General features: G+C 71.5%; 22 protein-coding genes. 7 read left to right on the top strand and 15 right to left on the bottom strand.

The annotated features are described in order from the left end of the window. Positions 1 to 130 precede the first annotated feature (130 nt). Complete coding sequence (locus tag ACIBAD_RS24925) at positions 131 to 1,360, bottom strand: serine hydrolase (protein WP_134067647.1); 1,230 nt, start codon at positions 1,358 to 1,360, stop codon at positions 131 to 133. 104 nt (positions 1,361 to 1,464) lie between these two features. Next, the gene (locus ACIBAD_RS24930) at positions 1,465 to 2,193 is read right to left on the bottom strand and encodes a hypothetical protein (protein ID WP_398908504.1); all 729 of its coding nucleotides are present in this window, start codon (positions 2,191 to 2,193) and stop codon (positions 1,465 to 1,467) included. Positions 2,194 to 2,272: 79 nt separating this feature from the next. Between ACIBAD_RS24930 and ACIBAD_RS24935 the strand changes: the two genes are divergently transcribed. Both ACIBAD_RS24935 and ACIBAD_RS24940 read left to right on the top strand, forming a co-directional pair. Further along, complete coding sequence (locus ACIBAD_RS24935; RefSeq protein ID WP_398908506.1) at positions 2,273 to 3,187, top strand: LysR family transcriptional regulator; 915 nt, start codon at positions 2,273 to 2,275, stop codon at positions 3,185 to 3,187. Positions 3,188 to 3,311: 124 nt separating this feature from the next. Further along, on the top strand, positions 3,312 to 3,626 hold the full coding sequence (locus ACIBAD_RS24940) for an SCO4225 family membrane protein (RefSeq protein ID WP_398908508.1): 315 nt from the start codon (positions 3,312 to 3,314) through the stop codon (positions 3,624 to 3,626). 157 nt (positions 3,627 to 3,783) lie between these two features. Here the strand turns inward: ACIBAD_RS24940 and ACIBAD_RS24945 are convergent, their stop codons facing one another. The 6 genes from ACIBAD_RS24945 to ACIBAD_RS24970 form a co-directional block, all read right to left on the bottom strand. Next, positions 3,784 to 4,881, bottom strand: a complete 1,098-nt coding sequence (locus tag ACIBAD_RS24945; protein WP_398908511.1) for a serine hydrolase domain-containing protein — start codon at positions 4,879 to 4,881, stop codon at positions 3,784 to 3,786. 37 nt (positions 4,882 to 4,918) lie between these two features. Next, the gene (locus tag ACIBAD_RS24950) at positions 4,919 to 6,493 is read right to left on the bottom strand and encodes an alpha/beta fold hydrolase (protein WP_398908513.1); all 1,575 of its coding nucleotides are present in this window, start codon (positions 6,491 to 6,493) and stop codon (positions 4,919 to 4,921) included. Positions 6,494 to 6,505: 12 nt separating this feature from the next. Continuing rightward, positions 6,506 to 8,071 carry an alpha/beta fold hydrolase gene (locus ACIBAD_RS24955; RefSeq protein WP_398908514.1) on the bottom strand — a complete coding sequence of 522 codons (1,566 nt, stop codon included), beginning with the start codon at positions 8,069 to 8,071 and terminating at the stop codon, positions 6,506 to 6,508. A 275-nt stretch (positions 8,072 to 8,346) separates the two neighbouring features. Next, a complete protein-coding gene (locus tag ACIBAD_RS24960) occupies positions 8,347 to 8,913 on the bottom strand; it encodes a hypothetical protein (protein WP_398908516.1) in 567 nt (188 codons plus the stop codon). A gap of 130 nt (positions 8,914 to 9,043) precedes the next feature. Then, positions 9,044 to 9,277: a hypothetical protein gene (locus ACIBAD_RS24965; protein ID WP_398908518.1), complete on the bottom strand. Its 234-nt coding sequence runs from the start codon at positions 9,275 to 9,277 to the stop codon at positions 9,044 to 9,046. Positions 9,278 to 9,326: 49 nt separating this feature from the next. Continuing rightward, a complete protein-coding gene (locus ACIBAD_RS24970; protein WP_398908520.1) occupies positions 9,327 to 10,631 on the bottom strand; it encodes a M48 family metallopeptidase in 1,305 nt (434 codons plus the stop codon). Positions 10,632 to 10,891: 260 nt separating this feature from the next. Between ACIBAD_RS24970 and ACIBAD_RS24975 the strand changes: the two genes are divergently transcribed. Both ACIBAD_RS24975 and ACIBAD_RS24980 read left to right on the top strand, forming a co-directional pair. Further along, complete coding sequence (locus tag ACIBAD_RS24975) at positions 10,892 to 11,863, top strand: hypothetical protein (RefSeq protein WP_398908521.1); 972 nt, start codon at positions 10,892 to 10,894, stop codon at positions 11,861 to 11,863. A gap of 1,261 nt (positions 11,864 to 13,124) precedes the next feature. Continuing rightward, positions 13,125 to 14,126, top strand: coding sequence for a DUF4344 domain-containing metallopeptidase (locus ACIBAD_RS24980; protein ID WP_398908523.1), 1,002 nt, complete (start codon positions 13,125 to 13,127; stop codon positions 14,124 to 14,126). Positions 14,127 to 14,189: 63 nt separating this feature from the next. Here the strand turns inward: ACIBAD_RS24980 and ACIBAD_RS24985 are convergent, their stop codons facing one another. Beyond that, positions 14,190 to 14,663 carry a hypothetical protein gene (locus ACIBAD_RS24985; RefSeq protein WP_398908525.1) on the bottom strand — a complete coding sequence of 158 codons (474 nt, stop codon included), beginning with the start codon at positions 14,661 to 14,663 and terminating at the stop codon, positions 14,190 to 14,192. 1,202 nt (positions 14,664 to 15,865) lie between these two features. Then, a complete protein-coding gene (locus ACIBAD_RS24990) occupies positions 15,866 to 16,816 on the bottom strand; it encodes an SDR family NAD(P)-dependent oxidoreductase (RefSeq protein WP_134067669.1) in 951 nt (316 codons plus the stop codon). A gap of 333 nt (positions 16,817 to 17,149) precedes the next feature. On the opposite strand from ACIBAD_RS24990, the gene ACIBAD_RS24995 reads away from it, so the two are divergent. After that, positions 17,150 to 17,659, top strand: a complete 510-nt coding sequence (locus tag ACIBAD_RS24995; protein WP_134067673.1) for a GNAT family N-acetyltransferase — start codon at positions 17,150 to 17,152, stop codon at positions 17,657 to 17,659. Positions 17,660 to 17,722: 63 nt separating this feature from the next. On the opposite strand, the gene ACIBAD_RS25000 is transcribed toward ACIBAD_RS24995, so the two are convergent. Beyond that, on the bottom strand, positions 17,723 to 18,439 hold the full coding sequence (locus ACIBAD_RS25000; protein WP_134067675.1) for a DUF4232 domain-containing protein: 717 nt from the start codon (positions 18,437 to 18,439) through the stop codon (positions 17,723 to 17,725). Positions 18,440 to 18,475: 36 nt separating this feature from the next. Here ACIBAD_RS25000 and ACIBAD_RS25005 point away from each other — a divergent pair, with 36 nt between their 5' ends. Continuing rightward, the gene (locus tag ACIBAD_RS25005) at positions 18,476 to 19,000 is read left to right on the top strand and encodes a SigE family RNA polymerase sigma factor (protein ID WP_398908528.1); all 525 of its coding nucleotides are present in this window, start codon (positions 18,476 to 18,478) and stop codon (positions 18,998 to 19,000) included. Further along, a complete protein-coding gene (locus tag ACIBAD_RS25010) occupies positions 18,993 to 19,700 on the top strand; it encodes a DUF4232 domain-containing protein (RefSeq protein WP_398908530.1) in 708 nt (235 codons plus the stop codon). Before ACIBAD_RS25005 ends, ACIBAD_RS25010 begins: the two co-directional genes overlap by 8 nt. A 96-nt stretch (positions 19,701 to 19,796) precedes the next feature. Here the strand turns inward: ACIBAD_RS25010 and ACIBAD_RS25015 are convergent, their stop codons facing one another. From ACIBAD_RS25015 to ACIBAD_RS25030, 4 genes are read right to left on the bottom strand one after another with little or no spacing between them, the layout of a single operon-like run. Then, positions 19,797 to 21,500, bottom strand: a complete 1,704-nt coding sequence (locus ACIBAD_RS25015; RefSeq protein ID WP_134067681.1) for a WD40 repeat domain-containing protein — start codon at positions 21,498 to 21,500, stop codon at positions 19,797 to 19,799. After that, positions 21,497 to 22,168 (bottom strand): GTP cyclohydrolase II, encoded by a 672-nt coding sequence (ribA, locus tag ACIBAD_RS25020; protein WP_134067683.1) that lies wholly within the window; start codon positions 22,166 to 22,168, stop codon positions 21,497 to 21,499. The genes ACIBAD_RS25015 and ribA overlap by 4 nt, the downstream gene beginning before the upstream one ends. An 11-nt stretch (positions 22,169 to 22,179) precedes the next feature. Then, a complete protein-coding gene (locus ACIBAD_RS25025) occupies positions 22,180 to 23,463 on the bottom strand; it encodes an MFS transporter (RefSeq protein WP_398908533.1) in 1,284 nt (427 codons plus the stop codon). After that, positions 23,460 to 25,358: a PQQ-binding-like beta-propeller repeat protein gene (locus tag ACIBAD_RS25030; RefSeq protein ID WP_398908534.1), complete on the bottom strand. Its 1,899-nt coding sequence runs from the start codon at positions 25,356 to 25,358 to the stop codon at positions 23,460 to 23,462. Before ACIBAD_RS25030 ends, ACIBAD_RS25025 begins: the two co-directional genes overlap by 4 nt. Positions 25,359 to 25,595: the final 237 nt, after the last annotated feature.

Genomic DNA, 25,595 nt, shown 5'->3' on the forward strand with positions numbered 1-25,595 from the left:
CCATGTGCCGGTCATTCCGGCGCCGACAGCGCTCGCGGACCTGCGGGCGGCCTGGGGACCGTTCGGGTCCGGCCCACGCGCAGCGCCGTGCCACCCCGCCCTTCGCGGAGGGGCGTGCGTCGCGCCTCCGTCACGCATCAGTCCCTTGCGGCACGTCGGGGTCCGGTCCTGCGTACGAGCCGGCCTTCCGGCGCCGCGGTCGGCGTCGGAGGCGATACACGGCGGTCCCGGCTCCGCCGGCTCCCGCGAGGAGGATGGCGGACCACGCATAGCCGGTGCGCGGCTCGGCGGGGGACGGAGGGGCGGCCACGGGAGGCGGACCGGTGCGGGTGGGCTTGGCGGGCGGCGGGAGAAGCGATCCGACCGGGTCCACCCGTCCGGCGGCGGCGAAGCCCCAGTCCAGCAGGGCCCGCGCCTCGTCGTACACCGCGAAGGCGCCGCCTTGCTGGGGGTTCATGACAGTGACCAGGAGGGTACGGCCACCGCGTCGCGCGGCGGTGACGAGGGTGAATCCGGCGCTGGAGGTGTAGCCGTTCTTGATGCCGATGATGCCCGGGTAGCGTTCCACCCCGTCCTCACCCGTGAGCAGCCGGTTGGTGTTCTCGATGCCGTACGTCCAGCTCGGCCGGCCCGCAGCGTCCGTGTCCCCGGGAAACGGGGCGTCGGCCAGCGCCGCGTACCGGGCGAAATCGGGATCGGCGAGGCCCGCCCGGCCGAAGACGGCGAGGTCGTACGCGGAGGACACCTGGCCGTCGGCGTCGTAGCCGTCCGGAGAGACGACGTGGGTGTCCCGTGCTCCCAGGGCGCGGGCCCTGGCCTGCATCTGCGCGGCCGTTTGCGCCCAGCCGCCGTTCATCGCGGCCAGGACGTGGACGGCGTCGTTGCCAGAGCTGAGGAAAACGCCTTTCCACAGGTCTGAGATCCGGTAGGTGCGACCGACGTCGAGACCCACCAGGCTGCTGCCTTCACCCACCTGGGCGAGCTCCTCGTCGGTGACCGTGTGGGTGCCGGTACGCGGCAGGCGGGGCAAGGCCGTCAGCGCGAAGAGCGTCTTCATGGTGCTGGCCGGAGGCAGGCCCAGGTGGGCGTCGTGGGCGGCGAGTACCTCACCGCTGGCGGCATCGGCCACCAGCCAGGAAAGCGCGGAGATGTCGTCGGGTAGTGCGGGGGCGCCCTCGCGTTTCCGCAGGTGGACGCCGGGGCGGTGCAGGAGGGCCGGGTCCGGCGGAGCCGCTGCCCGCGGGGGCGCGGGCTCGGCTCGGGCCGCGCCGGCGAACGACGGCGTGAAGGCGACGCCCACACCGGCGGCCAGAGCGGCCGCACAGGAGAGAAACCTGCGTACGGACGGACTGAGGATCATCCGGTCACGGTAAGGACGCTCCGGCCCGCTCGCAGCCCGGCGTGGGCCGACCGGCGTAGCGTTCCCCGGAGGCGTGCGTCGCGACTCGACCGGTCCCGGGGTCGTCAGGGGGCGGTCAGCTCATCGATGAGACGGGCGAACTCGGCGCGCTGCCGGTCGGTCAGACGGGCGTAGAGCGGCATCTGCATCTCGTCGGTGATCCGCTCGGCACGTTGCCGTCGCACGATCTGCGCCGCGTCGGCGGGCTGCGGGTCCTGCCAGCCGTAGCGGGCCGCCTGCTCGACACCGAGGTTGACGACCATGGCGGCTTGGGCGCTGAGCCCGCACCTGCGCACCGCCGCCAGATGGCAGGCGCCCCGGTGTTCGCGTAGTACGTGTATGCGCTGCATGGCCGTGCCGGCCGGGTCGTCGTCGGGGCACGGTTGCGCGCGCCAGCCGGCGAACAGGGGCAGTGCGTCGGCGTCGGCAGCATCGATCAGCTGTTGTGCCAGGTGGTTGAAGTGCTCCACGTCCGTGTCGGCGGGGATGTGCGCCCGCCCCCACGCGCGGACGGCCTGCGCGTAGCAGGAGGCGGCCTCTTCCGCCGGCATCACGGACCGTCCCGCCAGCCAGCCCGCCGTCACCAGCCGGGGGCCGAGGAAGCCCTGTACCGCTTGGACCACCGCGACCGGTGCCTCGCCGAGCACCCCGAAACGGCCTCGGCAGTAGAAGCCACGACCCGGGGCGAACCCGGCACGCAGACCGACACCGGCGGTCGCCCCGTCGGACATGAACTCGTCACCGAAGTCGTGGATGGGACGGGACACCGCGGCGATGCACTGAGAGATTTCCATGCCCTGAAAGTCGCCCACCACAACACAGCAGGTCAAGAGGTGCTTTTCTGATGGAATCCTTTAGCTAATCTATCGAGTCATGCTCGATGTCCGCCGCCTGTACATGCTCAAGACCGTCGCCGCCCGAGGCTCCATCACCGCCGCCGCCCACTCCCTGGAACTGACCGCAGGGGCCGTGTCCCAGCAACTGGCCGCTCTGAGAAACGACGTGGGAGTCGACCTGCTGCGCCCCGACGGGCGAACCGTCGCACTGACTGAGGCCGGCCGTGTCCTCCTCGAACACGCCGACCGGATCCTCGCTGCCATGGAGGAGGCCGAAAGTGCCGTCGCGGCGGTCAAGGGCGCGGTCGGCGCCACCGCCACGCTCGCCGCGCTGCCGTCCACCGTCGCCAGGATCGTGGCCCCCGCCCTCACCGCACTCGGCTCATGCCACCCCCAACTCGCCGTGACCTGCCTCATCACCGACCAGGCACAGCTACGCGAACTCTCACTGGGCACCGTCCACGTGGTGCTGGGACAGCGCTATCACCAACTGCCGGACGCGACGCCCCGGGGCATCGACGTCTCACCCCTGCTCGACGACCCGCTGCTCGTCGTCACCGCAGCCGACCAAGGCGACGGCCGGCCCGTCATGTTGCAGGACCTCGCCGCGCACGATCTCGCCGTACCGCCGCCGACCACGGATTGCGGACAAGCCGTCCTGCAAGGCTGCCGGCGGGCCGGCTTCACACCCACCCCCCGCTACGTCACCGCCGACATCGCCGCCCAGCTCACCCTCGCCCGAGCCGGCCTCGCCACCGCGCTCGTCCCCCGCACGGCCATCGACCCGACCACCCCCGGCATCCGCACGGCCCCCATCGCCGACCACCCGATCCAACGCCTCCTGTTCGCCGCGACCCGTCACACCGAGAACGCGAATCCGACGACCACCGCCGTCATCGCAGCACTGCACACGGCCGCCCGCTCGACTACTCAGCCGGCAGTCCTCATGTGAGTACGCGTACTCTGACGCCGTCGGCGGGGCGGCACCATCATGGTGATCACCACGGGGCGCGGATACCGGCCCCACGCCCCCTCGCAGCGGTCAGGCACCCGCTGGCAACCGACTCAGGAGAAGCATGCCTTCCGGACTGCGCTCGTTTGCGCGCACCACCTTCGGCAATTGGCTGTCGGTGTCCTACCTCGCCCTTGTCTCCTTCTTGCTCCTGTTCGGCTTCGGGGTGAACGGCAGTTACGTGGCCGGGCTGTTGGGCGTGGCGCTCACCCTGCCGACAGGCGCCGTCCTCCTCGTTGTCGTCAAGTCACTCGGAGCCTGGGCCGAGACGGACCTGGTGGTGTGCTGTCTCCTGGTGTTCTCGTACACCATCCAGGCCCATGTACTGGGGCTGCTCGTACGCGCAGCACGCCGGAGGTCGGAACGCTCACTCCGGTGATCGGCCGCCGCCGTACTGCCGGTCACCCGCGAGGGCCGTGGCCGCAAGGCGGAGCCGCGCGCCACCGCGGAGGCCACGCGTGTCCTGGCGCCGAAGTCACCCGGGGGACGGCGGCCCGGGCTGCGCGCTGATGAGGGTGCAGGGCTGCTCGTCCGCGTCATTCGGTCCAGATGTCGAGCAGTTGGTTCGCGGCGGGCAGGCTGTCGGGGGGTTCCACATTGCACACGACGGCGACTGCGGTGTTGCGGTCCGGGCTGATCTTGAAGGTGCTGTGGAACCCCTCCCAGTCTCCGCGGTGGACCAGGCTCTTGTCGGGGAGGAGGACCATTCCGGCCCCGTACCGGCCTCCTTTGACGCCCCGTGCGCTCAGGGCGTCGCCCGTGTCCACCGCTCCCTCCGTGACTCCGGCGAGCAGTCGTGTTCCACCGATGCGGCCGGTGCGGTAATTGTCGGCCCAGCGGACGAGTTCGCCGGGGGTGGTTTGGACGGACCCGTCTCCGTACTGTTTCCAAGGGGATGAGCTGGGAGTGAACGAGCCGTCCTTCTCGTCGTACGACTTTGCCTTGCCCGGGAGTTCGGTTGCCGGGGCCAAGGTCATGCGCAGGCGCAGCGGGGTGAAGAACTCCTGTTGGACGAAGGTCGGGAATGGTGTGCCCGTGACCCTTTCGACGACGTGGGCGAGGAGGATGTAGTTGGAGTTGGAGTAGGAGAAGCGCCTGCCCGGTGGAGCTTCCGGCTGTGAGGCGAGGACGGCCGTGATCGCCTCCCGCTGGCCGGCTGGATCCGTCAGTTTGACTCCCTTGGCCTCAAGCAGGTCCTGGTAGTCGGGAATGCCGCTGGTGTGATGCATCAGGTCGGCCAGCGTGACGCTTCGAGTCCAGTCGGGTGCGTTGTCGAGGAACTTGGACAGGGGGTCGTCGAGGGCGAGGCGGTGGCGGCCTGCGAGCAGGAGGACGGCGTCCGCTGTGAATTGCTTGGAGTTGGACGCGATGTCGAAGACCGTCCTCGGTGTGATCGCTCGCCCGGTCGCCATATCGGCTTTCCCCTTCCCCGCCTCCCAGACCACGTTGCCGCGTCTGCCGACGGCTGCGGCGCATCCGGGGCCGTCGGCGGAAGGCACCAGTTCGCGGAGAACCTCTGCACTGCGCTTCTCGCGGTCGTCGTCGGCCCCGTACGCCCGGGGGGTTTGGACACCGGCGAGTACGAGCACGACCAACGCGCCCCCCGCGGCCCACAGCGACGCCGTCCGGTTCATGGGCAGCACCCTCTTTCGTTCCCGGGACGGAGCCGGCTCACGGTGCGATCTCGAATGCCGGGGGCTTGAGGTCCTTGAGGCATGCGGTGTTGGGCGCCGTGGGGGTGTCGAAGAAGGAGACGGTGATGGATTGGGCGCACTTCGACGTGGCGAACACGACGTGCGGTTCGTAGGGGATCGTGAGGACGGTGGCCCGAGGCAGGGTGCGGGCCACGTACGGGCCGTTGGCCGCCGCGGTCTGGCCGTCGAACCCGCCGGAGAGGGCGAGGGTCGGGATGTCGCTGCGCGTGACGTCGCGGATGGATCGGGGCGCCGCGGGGATGTTCCAGACGTCGCAGTCCGGACGCAGGGAGGTCAGCAGCGGGGCCTGGGCCAGTACCGAGCGGGGGAACGACGGGAAGGCTTCCTGGCCGCCGCGCACTGCTTCGGCCTGGGTCTCGTACGGGGTCCACTCGCTGCAGAAGACACCGTAGACGAGCCCGTGGGACAGTCGGCCCATGGCCTGGGGGCTGTACTTTCCGCCCGCCCACTGCTGGGCGATCCGCTGCGGTTTGCCGTGGGCCAGTTCGTCGAGGGCCGCGGGTACCTGGGGTGCCACGTGGGTGGCGGCGGTCATCCAGTTGAGCAGGGCTCCGGCGTCCAGGACGACCTTCACCTGCTTCTTGCTGTCGGGGAGCGTGACCGTGGTGGTGACCGGCTTGGCATCGAGGTCGTGGACGAGGCGTTCGAAGGTGGCCGCCAGGTTCGGGTAGCGCCGGTTGCAGGCGGGCTGTTCGGCGCAGGCCTTGAACACGCCGTCGAAACCCTGCTTGGCGGCGCTCCAGGTCACGGCGGAGCCTCCGGTGGAGGGCGGCAGGATGCCGTCGATGCCCACGGCACGGATTCCTTCGGGGTGCAGGCGCATGTAGACGAGCGCCAGCTGGGTGCCGTAGGAGATGCCGAACACGTTCCACTGTTTGAGGCCCAGCGTGGTGCGCAGGTCCGCGAGGTCGGCGGCGCTCTCGATGTCGTTGTAGGCGCTGAGGTCGACTCCGCTCGCCGCCAGTTTGTGGCGGCAGGCCTTCGTGGCCGCGACGTGCTCGCGCTCGGTGGACGGCGCGTCGTAGACGAGGCCGGTCGCACGCGCGTTGAACTCGTCGATGTTGGGGCAGGTGAGCGCCGGGTCGGCCGAGTACGTGCCGCGCTGGGACATGAAGATCACGTCGCGGTCGCGGTTCAGGCCGCCGTCGATCGCCATCTTCGCTTCCCCGACCGCGTCGTCGCCGGGTCCGCCGGCGAGCCACACGATGGGGTCGGGTTTCGGTTTGTCGGCCTTGGCCGCCACGATCGCGACACCGAGGGTGATCTTCCGGCCGTCCGGCTTGGCGCGGTTCTCGGGCACGGTGAGCGTGCCACAACGGGCCCCTTCGAGTTCGGCGACCGGGTCCGCGGTCTTCGGGCAGGGGCCCGGCTCGTAGCGGGCGTCGCCCACGGTGCGGGCGACCGTGCCGGTCGGACCCGGGGGCGTCTCCTCCTGTGCGCCCGCCGGCGCCGCGAGCGCGCCGACGAGGAGGATCCCGGTCGCCGCTGCGGCCGACCTGGTGTGCAACCGTCGTGTCTGCGACCGTGCCATCTGTCCTCCCGGTCACTTCGGGGTGATCGTGAACGGTTCCCACCTGAGCCCCGCCACGCAGCCGGTGTCGGGTGCGGTCGGGCGGGCGAGGAAGGACGCCAGCACCTTCTGGGCGCAGGGCGACTGCGGGACCACCCAGTGCCCGATCCCCGGCACCTGCACGGTGGTCGAGCGGGACAGGGAACCGGCCGCCTTCTTCGCCCAGCTGGGGCTGGTCTTCATGTCGAACGTGCCGTTGATGAAGAGCGTCGGCACCGAGCTGGTGGTGGCCACCCGTTGGCCGGTGGTGCGGTCCGGGACGTTCCAGATGCGGCACAGTCGGTCCTGGAAGGCCAGTTGGGGCGCCTGGGCCTGGACCGGTTCCGGCCACTGGGGGAACGCTTGGCGGCCTGCCTTCAGCACGTCGGACGGCGAGTGGTCGGGCACCCATTCGCTGCACACCACTGATTGCGTCAGACCGTGAGCGGTCTGGCCGAGCACCTGGACCGAGCCGGCGGCACGGGCCCGGGCGAAGCGCTCGGGATGTCCGCGGCCGAGTTCGTCGATCGCGGCCGGGACGTCTTTGAGCGGGATCGCCTTGGCGACGAGCAGGTTCACCAGGGCGCCGCCGTCGAGGACGACCTTCACCGGTTCGCCGCCCTGCGGCGGCCGGACGCTCAGGGTCAGTGGCCGGGCCTGAAGCTTGCGCACCTGCTCGTTCAGGGTGCGTTCGAGGTCCGGGTAGCGGTTCTTGCAGCGCGGCTCGGCGGCGCATGCCTTGTAGAGGTTGTCGAGCCCTTCCCGGGCGGTGGCCCAGGCGAACGGCAGGGAGACGTACGGTGCGGGGGCGATCGAGTCCAGCGCCACCGCGCGGATCCCCTGGGGGTGCAGGCGCAGGTAGGTCAGGGCCAGGTTGCTGCCGTAGGAGTGGCCGTAGACGTTCCACTGCTTGATGCCCAGTGCGGTGCGCAGGTCGGCGAAGTCGGCGGCGTTCTCGGCGCTATTGTAGGCGCTCAGGTCCGTCCCGTCGGCTGCCAGGCGGTCCCGGCACTGCTTCACCGCGTCGAGCATGCCCCTTTCGGTCTGCGGTGCGTAGGACGGGAGCCCTACGGACCGGGCGTAGAAGCGGTCCAGCTCCGGGCAGGCGAGGTTCGGCGTGTCGTAGAGGTTGCCGCGCTGGGCCATGACGATCAGCTCGCGATCCCGGTTCAGGCCGGAGGAGACCAGGAACGGGATGTCATCGAACGTCTCGCCACCGGGGCCGCCCGACATGAACACCACCGGGTCCTGGGCCGGCTTCGCCGAGACGGGCGGGATGACCGCCACGGCCAGCCGGATGGTCCGGCCGTCGGGGCGCTCGCGGTCCTCGGGGACCTCCAGGACACCGCACCGGGCTGTGGCCAGCGCTTCGATCGGTTCGGGTGGCCTGGGGCAGGGACCCGGTACGAAGCGTGACGCGGCGGCCGTACCGGGGCCGGGGGTGTGGGTGCTGCCGGGAGGCGATGGTGCGGCGTCGGCCTGCGTCGGGGCGAGGGCTGTCAGGAGGGCCAGAGCGGCTCCTGCGGCCGGCGCGCCGACATGGAAGCGGTGCTGTGCCATGTGATCCCGTTCCTCTGCCGACATCCACGGCTGCCCCACCGGGCGACGCCGCGGCGATCTGGGCGGAACGCACGTCATCAACGCTACCCGGTGGTCCGAAGACCCGCACAAGGACGGGAAGCGGCCACCGGTGCGCGCAGCCGTGTGGGAGCCGCTCGGCAGGGCACCGGGCGAGAGCCCGGGGCCCCGAGGCCCGAGGCGGGCATCACGCCGGGACGAGGGCGCCCGTACGGCCGGCCGCGGCGAACCGGGGCGTCGAGAGCGGCCGGCCGGCGTCAGCGGCGGGACGCCGCTCCGAGGGTCTGGTCGGCCGTCGCGAAGCGGTGATCCGTCGGCTTCAGCACTTCGTAGAAGTGGCCGAAGTACGCCGTTTCCACCGTTCCCGTGAGCACCGCCAGCAGGAGCGCCGAGCACCCCGTGCCGTGGTGCTCCCACAGGGGACCGCGCCCCTCGTTGTAGAGCACGGTCCACTCGTCGGGATGCTGACCGGGCCGCGCCAGCCAGTACAGGAACGCCCCCGTGCCCTCCTCGAACGCCCACGGCAGGACCCGCGCCCCGACCTCCGACAAGGCGGCGGGCTTCGCCTCGAACTCCCACAGGTCGGCCAGGATCTCGTCCCGCTCCGCGGTCTGCGCGTGCAGGTCGCACTCGCTGTAGGCGGAGTCGGGGGCGAGCAGCCAGATCGTCTCGTCGAAGACGCCGTCGCCGTACGTGTCGACGAGCTGCTTGTAGTCGGCGGGCAGAGCCGTACCCAGGACACGCTCGGCCTGCGCCCAGTCGACCGCGGGCAGCGGACCGGCGGGTGGCGGGCAGAGGCGGACGAGGGCATCGAGGGCGATCATGGAACGGACGCTACCGAATCCCCGGCCGGTGCCGGTGGCCAGGGCGGCAGGGCGGGCGACCGCCTCGGCTTTCGACCGGCTCCGCTTGCGGCACGACGACGGAAGACACGAGGTCGCCTGCGATCCGTGATCAGCTCACGCTCATCCCCCGCTCCGGCCACACGCCCCGTTCCGCGTGAAGCGCGTTGAGCTTCCGCGAGGCCTTCAGGAACGTACGGTCAATCCGCGCGTCCCGAGCCGTCGACGTGCGGGACCCCTTGTCCATGGTCAATCGCCGCTCAAGGGCGTCGGGTTCGTCACCGAATGCGTACTCCACGAGCTCTTCGGTCTCTGAGACCTTCCGGAAGTACACGATCGCAGCCATGGGCCATCCCCCCTTCGGGGCCTTCGCGCCCGCCTGGTGATCCCGCGGGTCATCCCGCGTAGTCGCGAATGACGCGGCGGGCCACGGCGGCGCGGGCTGACGCCAGTTCCTGTGCGACCGCCGCGCCGCGGGCACCGTCGTACGTGACCTGCGCCGCGTACGGGCCGCCCGCCGCGGCACACCGCCTGCGCAGGTGGGTCGGCGGGTGGGTGCTGTCCACCCGGTGGCCGCGCCGGGCCGCGACCCGGCGCAGCCGCTCGTACTCGTGCTCCGGCACCGCGGCGATGCGCGAGGCCAGCCGCTCCCACAGCCCGCGTTCCGCCGCGTCGCGCGCCTCGCGGCCGGCCGAACCCCCGTGCATCTGGGCGCCCACGGACTCCCGGCGCAGCTCGGGACCGACGGTCCCGCAGACCAGCAGGCGGTCCATCAACCCGACGGCGGCCTCCGTGGATCCGACCTCGGCCGCGCTCACGTCGGCCAGGTACTCGGCGCGCTGCGAGGCCCGCAGGGTCAGGTGGTCGAGGAGTACGAGCAGTCCGTACGCGATCCACCGGGGCAGGAACGTCACTGCGTTCACGAACCGGTCCATCAGCCCTATTGGCCGGTTCGGCGCCAGCATGTAGTACCAGGTGGACAGGGCGTCCAGCGCTCCGCCCGTCACGACGCCGCGCCGGGTGTCCCCGTGGGCGAAGTGCCCCAGCTCGTGGCCCAGCAGCGCCACCCGCTCCTGGGGCAGAAGTATCTCCCACAGTCCGAGGCCCAGGACCAACATGCGCCGCCCCCGCATGCCGTACGTGGTCACGCCCGCGTTGGCCCCGGGGTCCAGCACTACGGCATGCACCCCGGCCGTCCCGATGGCGGCCCCGACCTCGTCGATCAGCTCGAACAGCCGTGGCGCATCGGCCCGGTAGAGCACAGGCGCGTCCTTCGGCAGCCGCCCGGGCCGCGGCCGCAGCACCACCGCGAGCGCCAGCAGCAGCGCACCCACCGCCGGCAGCACCCCGGTCTCCCAGCCCAGCACGATGAGCAGGACCCCGGCCACCAGAAGCAGCACGGTCACCCCGTGCACCACCAGGGAGAGCATGAACGCCGACACGGTCGCGGCGTCGCGCCCCACCGGTCCGCTCTGGCCCCGGCCCTGCTCCATCTCGGCCGCGAGCTGCTCTCCGTACGCGTGTGCCAGTCTGCGCCGCGCGGCCGGGATCCGGCCCGGCTCCGGATCCGGTGCGCCCGGATCGACGTTCCAGTCGCATGCGGCGCACCAGTCGACGTGCCGCTCGTCCACCGGAACTGGGGCCCGGCACTCCGGGCATTCCCGAACGGACGTCGCCGCTGCGGTGCTTGTACTTTCCATGGTTCCCTCCCCGCCGCGGATCGGAAGGCCCGCGGTCCGGGCAGGATAGGGCTCCCGCGCCCTAGCCGCGGAACTGGGGCTGACCTGCGCCGTTCGCGCACGCGAGCGTGGTGGTCTCGCGTCGGGACGGTCACCCGCCGCCCCGGCCCCCGCTGGTCGTCCTGCCCTCCGCCGAACTGCTCGGTGTGCGGCGAGCGGTGGGGCGGGCTCTCCGTACGCGGCTTCAGGCGCAGCCGATGGCGGCGGCTACCGTCGTCCGTATGACCCCCGTGGATCCGACCGTCGAGGCGCTGCTCGCCGACATACCCGCCCTTGTCCCGTACTCCCGCAAGGCGGTGCTGCTGCGCCCCGGAGCGGGTGGGCCGTCGCCGGACGCCAGTCATGTCGGTGGTCCGCTGCCGTGGCCCGGCGACGAGGAGTGGCCCCGGTGTCGGGGGCCCCACATGGTCGAGGTGAGGGAAAGGCTCTCCGACGCGGAGCGCGGGACTCTGGAGCGGATCGACCGGGGCGCGCGAGCCCGGCGGACCAGGAAGGGCCGCCACTCGTACGAGATCACTCGGGAGGAAGCCGAGATCCGTTCCCGGATCATGGACGGCGCCGGCGTGCTCGACAGGATCACGTGGGAGCGTATCCGCCGGGTACCGGTCTCCAGCGTCCCCGGCGTACCCCTGGTCGGCGTCCTGCAACTCCTCAAGGAAGACGTACCCACGGCCGATTGGCCTGAGGACATGGACGTGCTGCAGGTTCTGTGGTGTCCCCAGGAGCATTCCGAACTGCCGGGGCAGGCGTACTACTGGGGGCCCGCGGTCGAGATGCACTACCGTTCCGCCGCTTCGCTCACCGCCGTGGCGGACGTCCCCGTACCGATCGACGCCGTGGCCTCGTACGTGCCTCGGCCCTGCCTTCTCGATCCGGTCGAGGTGACGGACCTCCCCGCCCGGGACGAACTGCCCGAGGAACTCTTCGGCGAGGCGGAGGCCTGGGCCGAGCGGCACGGTATCGAGTACCACCGCACGGTGGCCTGCCGGGAGGGATGGAAGGCCGGCGGCTGGCCGAGCTGGCACCTCACGGACCTGGTCCCGCTCGACTGTGCCTGCGGTGCGCGGGCCCGGCTGCTCCTCACGGTCGACAGCGGCCGCGACCCCGACCTCAATGTCGGCCGGTTCGGTGAACTGCGCGTCTTCACGTGTCCCGTGGACGCCTCGCACCCGCTCCGCCTCAACATCCAGTAGTACGCCGCCCTGTGCCGCGGTGGGCTTGGACGCGCGACGGCCCGATGCGGCGATTCTCCGGAGCCGTCGTCGCGGTCCCCGATGCGGACGGAGCGGACGGAGGCGACGGGCGGTGTGGGCCGGTGACCGGTCCCGTGAGGATCCGGCCGAGCCGGCTCGCCCAGGCGCGGTCGTCGGCGGTCGGCTCGGTCCGCCAGCGCCCCCGCAGGACGCCGTCCTCGTCGGGCAGAACGGCCGTCATGAGCGGTTGCCGCCGGTCGAGGTGGAGAGAGAGCGGATACGCCGCGGGCACCGGAGACGTGCACCGCCCGTTCCGCGAACTGGCTCTCGTCGGCGACCACGCTCGCGATCCGGCCGTCCTCGTCCTCCCAGACCAACTCGATCAGGCCTTCCTCCGCAGATCGGCGAGGACAGCCAGCGCCCACGTCTCGGGAAAGGCCGGGCCGGACGGGCACACGAGAGCGAGGCGCCAGCCGAGCTCGGACCTCGTCCAGGGAGTCGCCGTCGAGTCGGTGCCGGCGAGCGGCATTGCCGAGGTGGGTTTCCTCAAGAAGCGCCGCCTGGTGCGTGGCGATGCACCAGCGCACGCGGGCCCAGAAGATGTCGTCGGCGGGGCCGCTGTACCCCCGGCTCGTCCCCCTCGGCGTCGTAGGGGGAGGCTTCCCGGCGCTCGGGAAACAGTCCGAGCGCGCGAGTACGGGCCACGGCCGCCGGGCAGGGGTCACTGCTGCCGACGTAGACCTACTGGTCCCAGCCGACGTGGATCGTGAACCGGCCCTCCGCCTCCAGACGACACCAGGTGCCGCTGTCCCGCAGCACCGCGCGTACCAGCGAGGCATTCGATGCCGGTCTCCTCCGCGAAGGCGGCAACGGCCTGCAGACGGGCGGCTTCGTCCGGCGCCCGGTCGCTGTGCGGCCCTTCGGGGCCTGTGTAGCGAACGCGCTGATCGCGGTCGGCGGGTTCGTACTGGGTGATGCGGTAGACGTAGGGCAGCACGTCAGCGCCTGCCGGCGGGCGCGCAGGGATGGTGCATGTCCGCATCATGCCGCGCGGAAGGCCGCACGCCACCTGTTTTCGGTGCCTCCCCCGGGCCGTCGCGCGCAGGTCGACGCGGCGCTTTCGCAAGCTGAGGACGCCGAGGACACCGAGGACACCGAGACGCCGATTCAACATCGGTCCCCCGAACGGACGGCTCGGCAGGCACCCGCCTGCGGTCGCCCGGAGGATGAGTACGGGGACGCGCGACGGGAGCCGACGAGGATGCCGAACACCACCGGCCGCTCGAACAGGGCGCGCACCGCTCTGTCAGGCATGCTGGTCCTCGCCGGAGTCGTCGCGACCGGTTGCAGCGCCGAGGCCCGCGACTCGGGGCAGGGGCCCGGCGCAGGACCCCACCCCCAAGCAGCGCGCTCCGGCAGTGTCACCGTCGTCTACGAGGACCGGACGGTCGAACCGAAGGACCGGCAGGTCGTGGCTCTGATCCGGAACTCCCGTGTGCTGGAGCGGGCGGCCGGCTGGGTGAACGAAACACTCACCCTCCCCCACGACCTGGTCGTGAAGGTCACCGGCGAGGTGCCGCCCGGTGTCACCGACGCCGTCACCCAGCCCGACGGCAGGACGATCTACGTCCCGCCGTCGTTCCTGACTGAAATCAAGGAGGCCCTCGCCGACGTCGTCAAGACCGTCGAACGGCCTTCCCCGTTCCCCGTGTCCGACTACAACACCGATGACCTGACCGTGCTGTCGACGGAGTTCGTCTTCGGCCACGAGCTGGGCCACGCCCTGCAACGCCAGCTCTTCCTGGCCAACCTCGGCCTGGAGGAGGACGCGGCTGACGGCTTCGCGTCCTTCTACACCATCAACGAGGTCGGGCCCGGTCCATCGCTGGCCGCCGCGCTCCTCTTCGACGAGATCGCCCGCAAGCAAGGTCGGCTGACCTTGGAAAACCTGGCGAGCGACCACCCCGTCACCCAGCAGAGGGTCTTCAACTTCCTGTGCTATCTGGAAGGCAGTGACCCGAAGAAGTACCGGCAGCCCTCGGTCGACGGGGGCTACCTCCCGAAGACCCGTGCCCCCCTCTGCCCACAGGCGTGGGCGATGCTGGACTACGGCTGGTGGACCCAGCTTCAACCACACTTCAGCGGGCCGTTCAAGGCCCGGGGTGGCAAGGAGCAGAAGAAGGCGCACGCGCGGCTGACCGCGGAGACGAACGCTCTGGCGGAGCGGATCGACGAGCTCCGCAGCAGCGAAAGCGGCAGATGAAAGTGCTCGCGCCCCGCTGAGCGAGGTACCGGCCCCGGATTCCGCCTCGTCCGCGCCGGCTGCTCAGCGCTGCGACCGTCGGGTGGGCCGGGCGAGGCGGGCGGCGGCGAGGTCGAGCACGTCGTCGACGGCGGTCCGGGGAGGGCTGTCGAGGCTGACGGCGTGGCTGCGCAGTATCGAGACCAGATGCCGGCCGACCGACGGGGCCTGGGCGGGGATGCCTCGGTCGAGGGCGGCGTCGAGCATGCCGGCGAGCTCGCGGGTGTGGTGGGCGAGGGCTGCGGCGGCGTGCCGCGCGGCCTCGGCGGGGCGGTGGCGGCGCGCGAGCTGCCGGGTGAGGGTGGCGAACGCCTCCCCGGGCAGGGCGACGAGACGCTGCTCGGCGTCGAGCTCGTCGGCGAGGTGGCGCAGCAGGGCAGCGGCCGTGGCACGCGGGAGGTTCGAGTGGACGTCGGCGGGGCCCTGGTTCGGAAGAGTGACGATCAGGCGGTGAGTGTCGAGGGAAGCGACGGTGACGACGTGGGGTGTGCGGGTCACGGGGCGGGGTTCCTGTCCGGGGTCGAGGTGCTGCTCACGAGCGCGGGAGGGGCCGCGACGACTGCGGCGCCTCCCGGGGGGAACTGAGTTCGGGTCTCTTCCGAGTTGAACTGGGTCTGCCAGTGCGGAACTTGGTGGGATCCCCCATCGCCGGGCAGCCTGAAGCGAACCCCGGTGAGGTCCTCGTACGGCTCCGACGGCCGGCGGGCGCAGCGGTTTGTGGCGCACGGCATACCCTCCGCCCCGGCAGGCCCCGCCAGGCCCCCGGGCCGGTCGCGGCGTACCGGAAGGTCTTGGCGCCTTCGGGGTGGCGCGGAAGGCGACGCGGAGCGGCAGGGTCATCGCTCCCCAGAGTGGACCGGGGGCGGTTGGCGCCGCCAGTGAGAACGTTGGTGCGGGTGAGTCGAGGGCGACGGCCTTCTGCGCGGAGAACGCCCGACCGCGGAGTTCGGGTCAAGGCGAAGACCCTCGCCGAGTTGGCGGACCGGGGATTTGCCGAACCGGAAACCGGCGCCTTTGAGACCGACCTGCGAGCGAGCGCGCGGGCACTCGTGCAGAGCATGACGGGCCCGGTGGGCAGGGCATTGCCGCCGCGCAGATCACGCTCGCCGGTGTCCGCGCCCGGCGCGCTGACACAGGACTCCGCCGCAGCGGTCAGGGCGACCGACGCGGAGGCCGGTCAGGAATGCACGTAATCTCCGCGTCGCCGCCTAGGACGAGGAGCAGGCGTAGTGACCGCCACCGGCTGCGAAACCCCGGAGCCCCGCCTTGCGCAGGCTGCCGCGTCCGGGCGCATCGCCACGGTGAGGAACGCCTCGGAGCGCTGCCGCTGCTCCACCTGGTCCGGCCGGCGCGGGACCCGTTGGGGTTCCTGCGCTGACCCGCCAGGTCCTGTGCGACGACGTCCACGCCGGGCCTGAGGTCTTCGACCCCGACCGGTGGGATCCGCGGCGTGCCCCGACTCCGCCCCGTGACGCCTTCCTCGGCCGTCGGAGGCGGGCGCCCGCAAGTGCACGGCGACGCTGTCGGGCTGACCGAGGCCATCCTGGCGCCGGCCACCGTCGCCGCCCGCCGGTATCCGAGCCCCCGTCCCCGGGCACCCGTGCCCTTCCGCGCCGGGGGCGGCACTGACCCGGCGCGGGCTGCGGATCCGCGTCACCGCGGGGAGCGCAGCTCGCCGCCGGCGGCGCGCCCGCCTGGTGTCATCCGAGGACGGCGCCGAGGTCGGTGCCGGTCAGGGCGCAGCTCTCGTCCCACAACCGTGCCGCGACGGAGGCGTCGGCGAGGTGCCGCCACACCGGTTCGCGTCGGGGCTCACCGCGCAGGCCGAAGACACGCGGGCCCCACAGCTGGCCTCCCCGGACGGCCGGGTCGAGCACCGCTCGCACCGCGGGCCATGCGCCGGCGTCCTTGCCCTGGACGAGGAGGGCCGCGGGTGCCGCGCTCAGGCGTGCGCCGGCGGTTCGCACATGGACCGGTGGCCGTGACGGGGTGAGGGAGTCCAGCGCGCCACCGGGATGAACCACCACGCTCGCCACCGTGCTCCCGGCAGCGCGCAGGCGCCGGTCGAGTTCCACGCCGAAGTACATCTGTGCCAGCTTGGAGCGTCCGTAGGTGCGCTTGGGCTGGTAGTCCTTCCGGGACTGCAGGTCGTCCAGGTCGAGCCGCTCGGACTTCGCCGCGAAGCTGCCCACGGTCACGACGCGGGCCGCCGGCGCAGCCGACAGCAGCGGCATCAGCCAATGGGTCAAGGCGAAGTGCCCGAGGTGGTTCGTGCCGAACATGAGCTCGTGACCGTCGCCGGTCTCCTTGCGCGGCGGATCGTCGAGCGCGACGCCGGCGTTGTGGACCACCGCGTCGAGCCGTGCCACCTCCAGCGAATCCACCGTGGTTTCGAGCGACGGGAGTCGGGCGAGGTCCAGCGGTACGGCCCGCACCCGCGCGCCGGGAACACGCGCACGGATCGAGGCCGTGGCTGCCTCGGCCTTGGCCGGATCCCGGCTGCCGAGTACGACGGTGGCTCCGGTTGCCGACAACTGCTCCGCGACGAAGTACCCGATGCCGGCGTTGCCGCCGGTGACCAGGACGACGCGGCCATCGGCACCGGGCAGCCGTAGGACGTTCCAGGGCGGGGTGGAGGACGTGGGCGACATGGCGACGGGGCTCCCTTGCTGTTGAACGGGGCTACGGCTGTTCCCGTAGGCACCCACCGTCCCAGCGGCCACCGACACATCGCCTACGGATCACCGACAGTCCCGGCGGACGGCCGACATCCCAGCCACTCGGAGCTGATTCATCGCCGTACCGCGCCGCCGCCGAGCCGTGGCGGCGAGGTGGAGTCCGGCGTGCCCGCCAGCCGGCCACTCCCGAGCCGACGCGGGCGCGGGCGCGGGCGCGGGCGCGGGCGGGGGCGGGGAAGGGGGCAGGGGCGGGGGCAGCGGAAATCCGATTGCGGCACGCGAGGCGGCACTGATACCTCCTGGCGGATGGAACCGCTGCTGACCCAACGCCTCGTGCTCCTCCCACTGGACGCGGACCGCGCCCGGCTGCTCGCCACCGGAACACCAGCTCCGGGTGACCGCTGCGCCGAGGGGTATCCGGAGGTCGGGGACCGCGCCGGTGCCGAGCGATACCTGCGGGTACTCGCCGACACCGGCGACCCGGCACCGTACGGGGCGTTCGAGATCCAGCGCCGCTCCGACGGGCTGCTGATCGGCGGCGCAGGCTTTCACGGCCCTGCGGACGGGCAGGGCCGGGTGACGGTCGGATACGGACTGGTACCCGCCGCACGGGGCCTGGGCTACGCCGCCGAGGCCCTGCGAGCTCTGCTGGAGCATGCCCGTGCTCACGGGGCGGTCTCCGTGTCGGGCGACACCGGCCGGGAGAACACGGCTTCTCAGCACGTCATGGCGGCGGCCGGCATGATCCCGGTGGGCGAGGACGAACGGCTGCTGTACTACGCGGTGAGCTGGGGCGGGCAGCCGACAGGAAGTTGAGAAACAACGTGGCTTGTGCCGGCCACTGGCGGGCGCCGGGCGCCAGTGGCGGGGTGGGGCTCGTCAGGGTGTGGTGATGTGGCGCAGGGCGAGGTCGGGGGCCGTCTTCCAGTAGGTGACGCGGGCACCGTCGTCGAACGCCACCTGACCGGGCAGCTCGATGTGGACCGGATCGATCACCATCCTGCCCAGGTTGGGGCCTTGGAGACTGAGGGGGATGGTGTTCGTTTCGTACGTGTCCATGCCCCCGCCGCTGGCGAGCACAGCCGCGTACGCCTTCCCGCCCGGGGCAAGAGTGACGGGTGCACCCTCACTGCCCTTGGCCACGGAGAACGGGACCCTGGCATAAGGGAACTTCAGGAAGGGGTAGTGGTAGACGACGCATCCCTTGCTCCCGGTATTGGTGACGGTGAGGAGGAGATGCCTGACACTCTTCCCCTCCCCGTCCTCACCCGTCACGGAAAACCCCAGATCACCCTCAGCACACGCACCAACAGCGGTGCTGTCGCCCTCATTTCCCGAACCGCCGCCCGGCTTCGCCGATGCCGGCTCACCCGCCTTCGGCGAGCTCGTCGCGCTCGACCGGTGCGCCGGCTCGGATTCCCCCGACCCGGCGGCCCCGCTCGGACCGCACGCTGTGGACGCGAGCAGCAGCGCGCCCAGCACGGCCACGACCGCAGATTCCCGGACTACCTTGTTTCCCCTGGTCAACGGATCCCCCTCTGTGGTCTGCTTCGCCCTACACGACCTGTACGCATGCCAGAGGTCACCGGGTTGCATGTGGAACGAAAAACCTTGGGATCGGTGGAGGGCCGCATGACGGAGGACGAGTTCGACGCGTTCTACGCGTCGGCGTTCCCCCGGGTCGTCGGCCAGGTGTACTCCTTCACCGGTGACCACGGCCAGGCCCAGGACGTCGTCCAGGAGGCATTCATACGTGCCTGGGACCGGCGGAGTCACTTCCTCGCCACCGAGGCTCCGGAAGCCTGGATCCGCATCGTCGCGATGCGTCTCGCGGTCAGCCACCGGCGGCGGGCGCGGCGGTGGCTGGAACTGGTTCGCCGCACCCCGCTGCCCGGTGCCGCCCCCGGGCCCGACCCCGGACACGTCGCCCTGGTCGCAGCGTTGCGACAGCTCCCGGAGCCGCAGCGCCTGGCGATCGTGCTGCACCACCTGTGTGACCTCAGCGTGGAGCAGGTGGCCGCCGAGACCGGCGCCCCGGCGGGTACGGTCAAGGCCCGCCTCTCGCGCGGCCGGTCAGCCCTCGCCAAGCTGCTGCCTGCGAACGAGGTCGGCGTCGCGGGCGGGAGTAGCGGGAAGAAGGAGGACGATCATGGCTGATGACCTCTCCTCCGCCCTGCGCGAGCTGGCCGACAGCGCCGGCAGGCCCGCTCCCACCACGGGCGCGGAGGTACGCCGCCGGGCCGCTTCCCGTCGGCGCCGCCGCCACACCGTCCTCGCGGGCGGCACCGCCGTAGTGGCCGCAGCCCTCGTGTTCGGGCTGACGATGGCCCTCGGCGGCCAGGAGTCCCATCGGCGCCCGGCGCCGGCCGTAGCCTCCCCCACCGCGCCGTCCCCCACGGCTCCCCCGCCCACTGCGCCCACCGCTGTTGGTGCGTGTGCTGAGGGTGATCTGGGGTTTTCCGTGACGGGTGAGGACGGGGAGGAGAAGAGTGTCAGGCATCTCCTCCTCACCGTCACCAATACCGGGAGCAAGGGATGCGTCGTCTACCACTACCCCTTCCTGAAGTTCCCTTATGCCAGGGTCCCGTTCTCCGTGGCCAAGGGCAGTGAGGGTGCACCCGTCACTCTTGCCCCGGGCGGGAAGGCGTACGCGGCTGTGCTCGCCAGCGGCGGGGGCATGGACACGTACGAAACGAACACCATCCCCCTCAGTCTCCAAGGCCCCAACCTGGGCAGGATGGTGATCGATCCGGTCCACATCGAGCTGCCCGGTCAGGTGGCGTTCGACGACGGTGCCCGCGTCACCTACTGGAAGACGGCCCCCGACCTCGCCCTGCGCCACATCACCACACCCTGACCACCCCGGCCACAGGCACCGCCCGGCGCATCGGCGCCGAGTGCCGCCGCGCCGCAGCGGGGCGGCACGGCAGCACTCGATGAGCAGCCCGCGGCGTCACACGCCGCCCACCTCCCGAGGCGCCCGGACCGGGTGCACCGAGCCGTCGTACGAGGCTGCCAGGAAGGTGTCCGTCTCCGCGGCGTAGTGGAGGCTGGAGATGCCCGCGGTGGTCGGCTTGGCGACGTACGGCCAGGCTCCGGTACGGGTGTCGTAGACGGCGACCGTGCCCCCGTACGAGCCGGTGGCCACCAGGGCCCCGTCGGCGGAGGCGGCGACGCACTTGATGGAGTGGTCGTGCGGGGTGGACACGGCCGTCGCGCCGTCACCGTCCCACAGGCGCAGGACCAGGTCCCGGCTGACGCTGGCGAACCGGCCTCCGGGCAGCGGTGCGCAGCCGTTGGCGATCCGGGTGTGCGCCTCCTCCACGCGGGCGGTCTCCTGCAGGGTCTGCGCGCTGAACCAGCTGGCCGATGCGTCCGCGCACACCGCGAAGATCGTGTCGCCGGAGACGGCCAGGCCCTTCACGGCGTTGGCGAGCAGCGGGAGCGTCGCCACGTGCTCGACCGCCCCGTCCGCCCGTACGGCGAAGACGAGACCCTCACCCGTGTAGGCGCCGACGACCACGTGCGGTACGCCGTCGCGCTCGAAGGCGGCCGCGCAGTTCAGCGGGGAGCGGTGCTGGTGGAGGGTCTCGCCGGTGTCGGCGTCGAAGACCCGGCCCAGCTGGCCGCCGGTGAGCACCCGGCCGCCCACGGGGACCAGGAAGTTGCACAGGCTGTCCGGGCGTCCCGCCTCGACCCCGTCGACGCGGACCACTCCCGCGTCCCCGACGGTGTAGGTGCGCCCGTCCGGCAGGGTGGTGACGGCGTTCACGCACCGTGTGCCCTCGACCAGGTCCAGGTTCCAGGTCGCGGCGGCGGTGTCGTACGTCGCGTACGTGGAGCCGAAGGTGGCGAAGGCGAGCGTGTGGTCGTCGAGGAACGCGCAGGACCGGGCCCAGATCTCCGCGGGGAATTCGGCGGTGTGCAGCGGGCGCAGCCCCTCGGTCGTGTCCCAGACGCGCAGGGAGCGGTCGTAGCTGAGGCTGACGAGGGCGCCGGTCGCGGAGTTGAGGACGAGGCGCTTGATGCCGGCGTCGTGGGCCGGGAAGTACTCGGTCTCGCCGTTCTCGATGCGGATGATGGCGCCGTCGTCGTTGCCGGCGAACACCACGCCTCCGCGCGTGATCGCGATGGTGTCCGTCTCGACGCCGTCGAGGTCGATGTCGGCGGTCATCTCACCCGTGGCGAGCGACCAGCGCTTGATCGTCCCGTCGTCGCTGGAGGAGATCAGCTCGCCGGTGGCGGGCAGCCACTCGACGGAGATGACGTCGGCGGTGTGGCCCTCGAAGCGGCGGACCACCGCGCCGGAGAAGTCGTACACGCGGACCGTGTGGTCGCGGGAGGCCGTGGCGACCAGCTGCTGCTCGGGGTGGAAGACGGACATCTCCACGTCGTCCTTCTGGTCCCCGAGCACCGCGCGCAGCCTCAGGTCGGGTACCGACCACAGGCGTGCGGTGTAGTCGCTGGAGGAGGTGACGAGCAGCGAGCCGTCCGGGCTGAACGCCGCCTGGTTGACCAGATGGTCGTGTACGCCGCGGGCCAGGGGCGCGTGCCCGGCGGCGTCCCAGAGGATGACCTGGTTGTCGTAGCCGGCGGTGGCCACGTAGCGGTCACCGAAGGTTGCCACCCCGCTGATCGGGCCTTGGTGCTTGATCACGCGATCTTCTCCTTGAGGCTGATGGTGTGCAGCGTCTTGTCGGCCTTTGCCGTGAGGTAAGAGATGTTGTGGGGGTTGGCGAACACCCCTGTCCGCACCGTGCTGCGCACGGAGATGCCGTGCCGGGTCAGCTGGCCGGACTTGTCGGGGTTGTTGGTGAGCAGGTCGACCTCGGTGATCCCCAGCGTCCGCAGCATCTGCGCCGCAGCCGCGTAGTCCCGCAGGTCGTCGCCGAGGCCCAGGGCGCGGTTGGCCTCGTACGTGTCCAGGCCGTCGTCCTGGAGCCGGTACGCGTCGAGCTTGTTGTAGAGGCCGATGCCGCGCCCTTCCTGCCGCAGGTAGAGCAGCACGCCGCCGACGCCGTCGATCATCCGCAGGGCCTCGTGCAGCTGAGGACCGCAGTCGCACCGGGCCGATCCGAAGACGTCGCCGGTCAGGCACTCCGAGTGGAGGCGGACCAGGGGGACGCCGTCGGCCGGGAGGATCCCGAGTCTCAGGGCCAGGTGCTCCTTGCCGTCGACGAGTCCGTCGAAGGTCAGCACCTGGGCGTCGAGCTGGGGGCCGGACCCGAAGCCGATCGGGACGCGCACCTCGGAGCGCACCGTGGCACGGGACCGGAGGGGCCCGGGACGGGTCGTCCTACGGGATACTTCGGCAACTTCCTGCATGGTGTTTCCTCCTAGACGTTCGATTCGGAGGCGACCGGCGCGGACGGCCGGCCCCAGTCCTTGCGGCCGCGCCTCAGGTACCAGAGGGCGGAGCACGCGCCCAGGCCGAGCACGAGGAAGGTCCCCCGTGCTCCGACGGCCTCGGTCAGCGCCGGGGTGACGGCGGGCGAGAGCAGTGCGGCACTGCCGGTGATGAGCCACATCAGTCCCGAGGCCCGTCCCAGCACGGGGCCGGGCAGGTACTTGACCCGCATCATCACGACGGTGCTCAGGACGGCGCCCTCGCCGAGCGCGCCGAGTGCGACCGCCGCGAGGAACACCGGCCACCACGGCACCGCCAGCAGCAGCAGCGACAGGGCGCAGGCCGTCATGCCGAGCGTCAGGGCGATCCACGGGCGGATCCGCTTGCGCTGGGCGACGAGCAGGTTGCCGGCGAGCATGCACGCGTTCATCACGGTGATGACGGTGCTCACGGCGCGCTCGGAGAGGTGCCAGGTGTGACCCAGCGAGTAGACGACCAGGGCTTCGAAGCCCGCACCGCAGGAGATGGCGAGCACCACCTGCACGATGAGCATGTCGAGGACACGGCGGTCGGCGGTGATCGCCTTCCAGCCCTCGGAGAGCTTCCAGTTGCGGCCCGCGCCCGGCACGCCCGGCTGGACGCGGGGCGGGTGCACCCCCATCGCCCAGACCGCGATCGGCGCGAAGAAGGTGGCCAGGTTGAGCCACAGCAGACCCTCGTGGCCCAAGAAGGGCAGGCCGAGGGAGAAGACCACCGGGCCGATGAGGGTGGCGGCGAAGAAGAAGCTGTTCAGCGTCCCTCGCGCACGCACCGGGCAGTCGGGGAACATCCCCGGCACTCCGGTCATCCAGCCCGTCCGGTACGCGGCTCCGCCGATCGCGACGAGCAGCGCGCAGACGAAGAGCGAGGCCGGGGTGGGCGTGCCCGCGTGCAGGACGAGGTTCATGACCAGGGCCGCGGCCGCCTGCAGCAGCAGACCCGGTACGACCAGGGCCCGCGGCCCCCAGCGGTCGGCCACCCAGCCCAGGGAGGGTGCGAGGAGCATGCCGACGGGGACCGCGGCGGCGAGCAGCGTCATGACGGCGAGCGAGCCGGTCAGCCGGTAGGCGAGCAACGGCAGGGCCGTGGCGTACACCGCCTCGCCGATGTTGTTGATCGCGTTTCCCGCGGCGAACACCGTGAACCGCGGGTTCTGGAAGGGCGAGGGCTCGACCACCGCATCCGAGCCGGGGTCGGGGCCCGTCTTGGGCGTGGTGGCCGCGGGAGAGCTCATCGCGCGCCGGCGTTCGGGTAGTCGCCGATGGCGGTGGGCAGCCACAGGTCGCGCACGGCGGTCAGGACGCTGTCCTTGCGGTCGCGGTCCAGGCGGTAGAGCCGCAGGAAGCCACCGCGGCCGCCGATGACGACGTACGCGGTGTCGTCCTGGCCGCGCAGCAGGGCGATGCCCTTGGGGAAGTCGGGCAGGTCCTCGTGGAGTCCGAGCAGCTCACCGGTTTCGTGGTCGTACGCCGCGACCTGGAGGCCGTACGTGATCGCGATGAGGGTCCCGTCCGCCACGACGCAGTTCTCGCCGGTGTTGTCGAGCAACTCGGTGAAACGCTGCGCGAGCTGGGGCTGCCCCACCTCGAACTCCTTGATGCCGCCGCCCCCGGTGGCGCGTACCCGGTTGCCGTCGACGAGGAGGCGCTTGGGGTAGCTGCCGAGTTCGGTGGTCCAGGTGGCCTCGCCCCCGGCGGAGTAGGCCGCCATCACCCCGTTGCGGGTGGCGATGAGCCGGCTGCCGTCCTCCAGGTAGGCGCCCGCCCAGGCGCTGGCGGGCAGATCGTCGATCCGGGAAAGCTCCTCACCGGTCGCGGCGTCGAGCTCGATCGCGCCGGCGTTGCAGGCGACGAGCAGCCGGCTGCCGTCGGGAGAGCGGCTGAGCGTGTGCGAGATGGCGGGCATCCGCCGCTCCCACACGACCTGGCCGGCACCGGAGACGCGGCGCACGGTCCCCGGCCAGAAGACTCCCGCCCAGCCGTCGTCGAGGGTGACGAGGCGGCGGGTGAACCCGAGGCCCGAGAACTCCTGTCCGGCCAGGACGAGCGCCGGGTGGCCCGGGACCTGCTCGACCAGGCGCAGCAGGGCCGTGCCGTCGTCGGTCGCGGCCAGCAGGGCGCGGTCGTCGCCGGGGACGGGCTGGAGGTCCCACACGCACTGGCGCTCGTAGCCGAGCCGGGCGCGTACGGTGCCGTCCGCCGTCAGCGCGGTCACCTCACCGTCCTGGGTGAGGGTGTAGACGTCTCCGTGCTCGTCGACGGTGATGTCGATGATCTGGTGGCTGAAGCCGCCGACCCGCTTGGCCACGCGCAGCTCGGGTTCGGTGTTGTCGAAGATCAGCAGCTCGCCGTCGAAGCCTCCGGTGTAGACGGAGGAGAAGTCGGGTGAGAAGACGAGGCCTTCGACGTCGTTGCGCGCGTAGTCGAAGCGCTCGCCGACGGTGCCGTCCAGACCGAGCGTGATCACGCCGTTGGCGATGTTGTGGGTCTCCCCGATGCCCGCGTCGCCGAGGGCCCACAGGCGGTTGTGCCGGGCGTCGTAGACGACCCGGTGGACGTTGGACCTGTCGACCTGGACGACCGTCGGGAAGGAGAGATCCGGCAGCGAGCCGAGGTGGATGCGGCCGGACCGGTCGGATACGGCGTGCACCCCGGGGGCGTCCGTGCAGAACCATTCGAGCATGTCGTATCCGTGCGGCCACTCGGTGATCCGCTCGATGGTGAAGGTCTCCAGGTCGATGACGACCACCTGGAAGTACCCGTTGTTCGTGTAGAGCTTGCCGTCCCAGACGCCGATGCCGCGGAGCATGGTGGGGGCGGGCTGCTCGCCTTCGAGGAGCAGCGAGGTGTCGGCGGTCGCGGCGGCGTCGAGGCGGTCGGAGAGCCGCAGGGTGTCGGCGTGCCAGCGGGAGATGGTGCCCGTCTTGTCGCGCGTGATGATCCAGTCGTCGACGAAGGTGACGGCGTAGACCGGGTCGCCGGCGGGGTCCTGCGACGGGGCGGAGGAATGGGACGAGCTCAGCACGTTGAGATCGCGGTCGAGCCAGTGCAGACCACCACGGGCATCGGCGCCCAGGAGGCCCCGGCCGGGACTGCTCACGATACGGGTAAGGCGCTCCAGGTTCGCCATGGAAATACCCCCTGTTGGTAAATGGGTTCATTGGGACAGCCCCCGGGGAAAGTCGATCGCTTGCGATCGCTTTCCCCGGGAGACAAGTGCCCGAGGGGGCTTGCCCCTCAGCCGAGATGCAGATTCCGCATCAGATGTCGTGACGGACGACGCGGCGAACGATCTTCTCCATGGAAATCACCCCCTCTTGCGGGCGGGATGGCGGGAGAGATCCGCCCCGGGGACTCAGATCTCGTT

Source organism: Streptomyces sp. NPDC051109 (assembly GCF_044455885.1).
Taxonomy (GTDB): Bacteria; Actinomycetota; Actinomycetes; order Streptomycetales; family Streptomycetaceae; genus Streptomyces.

Excerpts from the sequence above, each read along its gene's own strand:
- ACIBAD_RS24925 (WP_134067647.1), bottom strand. The coding sequence starts at position 1,360 with ATGATCCTCAGTCCGTCCGTACGCAGGTTTCTCTCCTGTGCGGCCGCT.
- ACIBAD_RS24930 (WP_398908504.1), bottom strand. The coding sequence starts at position 2,193 with ATGGAAATCTCTCAGTGCATCGCCGCGGTGTCCCGTCCCATCCACGAC.
- ACIBAD_RS24935 (WP_398908506.1), top strand. The coding sequence starts at position 2,273 with ATGCTCGATGTCCGCCGCCTGTACATGCTCAAGACCGTCGCCGCCCGA.
- ACIBAD_RS24940 (WP_398908508.1), top strand. The coding sequence starts at position 3,312 with ATGCCTTCCGGACTGCGCTCGTTTGCGCGCACCACCTTCGGCAATTGG.
- ACIBAD_RS24945 (WP_398908511.1), bottom strand. The coding sequence starts at position 4,881 with ATGAACCGGACGGCGTCGCTGTGGGCCGCGGGGGGCGCGTTGGTCGTG.
- ACIBAD_RS24950 (WP_398908513.1), bottom strand. The coding sequence starts at position 6,493 with ATGGCACGGTCGCAGACACGACGGTTGCACACCAGGTCGGCCGCAGCG.
- ACIBAD_RS24955 (WP_398908514.1), bottom strand. The coding sequence starts at position 8,071 with ATGGCACAGCACCGCTTCCATGTCGGCGCGCCGGCCGCAGGAGCCGCT.
- ACIBAD_RS24960 (WP_398908516.1), bottom strand. The coding sequence starts at position 8,913 with ATGATCGCCCTCGATGCCCTCGTCCGCCTCTGCCCGCCACCCGCCGGT.
- ACIBAD_RS24965 (WP_398908518.1), bottom strand. The coding sequence starts at position 9,277 with ATGGCTGCGATCGTGTACTTCCGGAAGGTCTCAGAGACCGAAGAGCTC.
- ACIBAD_RS24970 (WP_398908520.1), bottom strand. The coding sequence starts at position 10,631 with ATGGAAAGTACAAGCACCGCAGCGGCGACGTCCGTTCGGGAATGCCCG.
- ACIBAD_RS24975 (WP_398908521.1), top strand. The coding sequence starts at position 10,892 with ATGACCCCCGTGGATCCGACCGTCGAGGCGCTGCTCGCCGACATACCC.
- ACIBAD_RS24980 (WP_398908523.1), top strand. The coding sequence starts at position 13,125 with ATGCCGAACACCACCGGCCGCTCGAACAGGGCGCGCACCGCTCTGTCA.
- ACIBAD_RS24990 (WP_134067669.1), bottom strand. The coding sequence starts at position 16,816 with ATGTCGCCCACGTCCTCCACCCCGCCCTGGAACGTCCTACGGCTGCCC.
- ACIBAD_RS24995 (WP_134067673.1), top strand. The coding sequence starts at position 17,150 with ATGGAACCGCTGCTGACCCAACGCCTCGTGCTCCTCCCACTGGACGCG.
- ACIBAD_RS25000 (WP_134067675.1), bottom strand. The coding sequence starts at position 18,439 with ATGCAACCCGGTGACCTCTGGCATGCGTACAGGTCGTGTAGGGCGAAG.
- ACIBAD_RS25005 (WP_398908528.1), top strand. The coding sequence starts at position 18,476 with ATGACGGAGGACGAGTTCGACGCGTTCTACGCGTCGGCGTTCCCCCGG.
- ACIBAD_RS25010 (WP_398908530.1), top strand. The coding sequence starts at position 18,993 with ATGGCTGATGACCTCTCCTCCGCCCTGCGCGAGCTGGCCGACAGCGCC.
- ribA (WP_134067683.1), bottom strand. The coding sequence starts at position 22,168 with ATGCAGGAAGTTGCCGAAGTATCCCGTAGGACGACCCGTCCCGGGCCC.
- ACIBAD_RS25025 (WP_398908533.1), bottom strand. The coding sequence starts at position 23,463 with ATGAGCTCTCCCGCGGCCACCACGCCCAAGACGGGCCCCGACCCCGGC.
- ACIBAD_RS25030 (WP_398908534.1), bottom strand. The coding sequence starts at position 25,358 with ATGGCGAACCTGGAGCGCCTTACCCGTATCGTGAGCAGTCCCGGCCGG.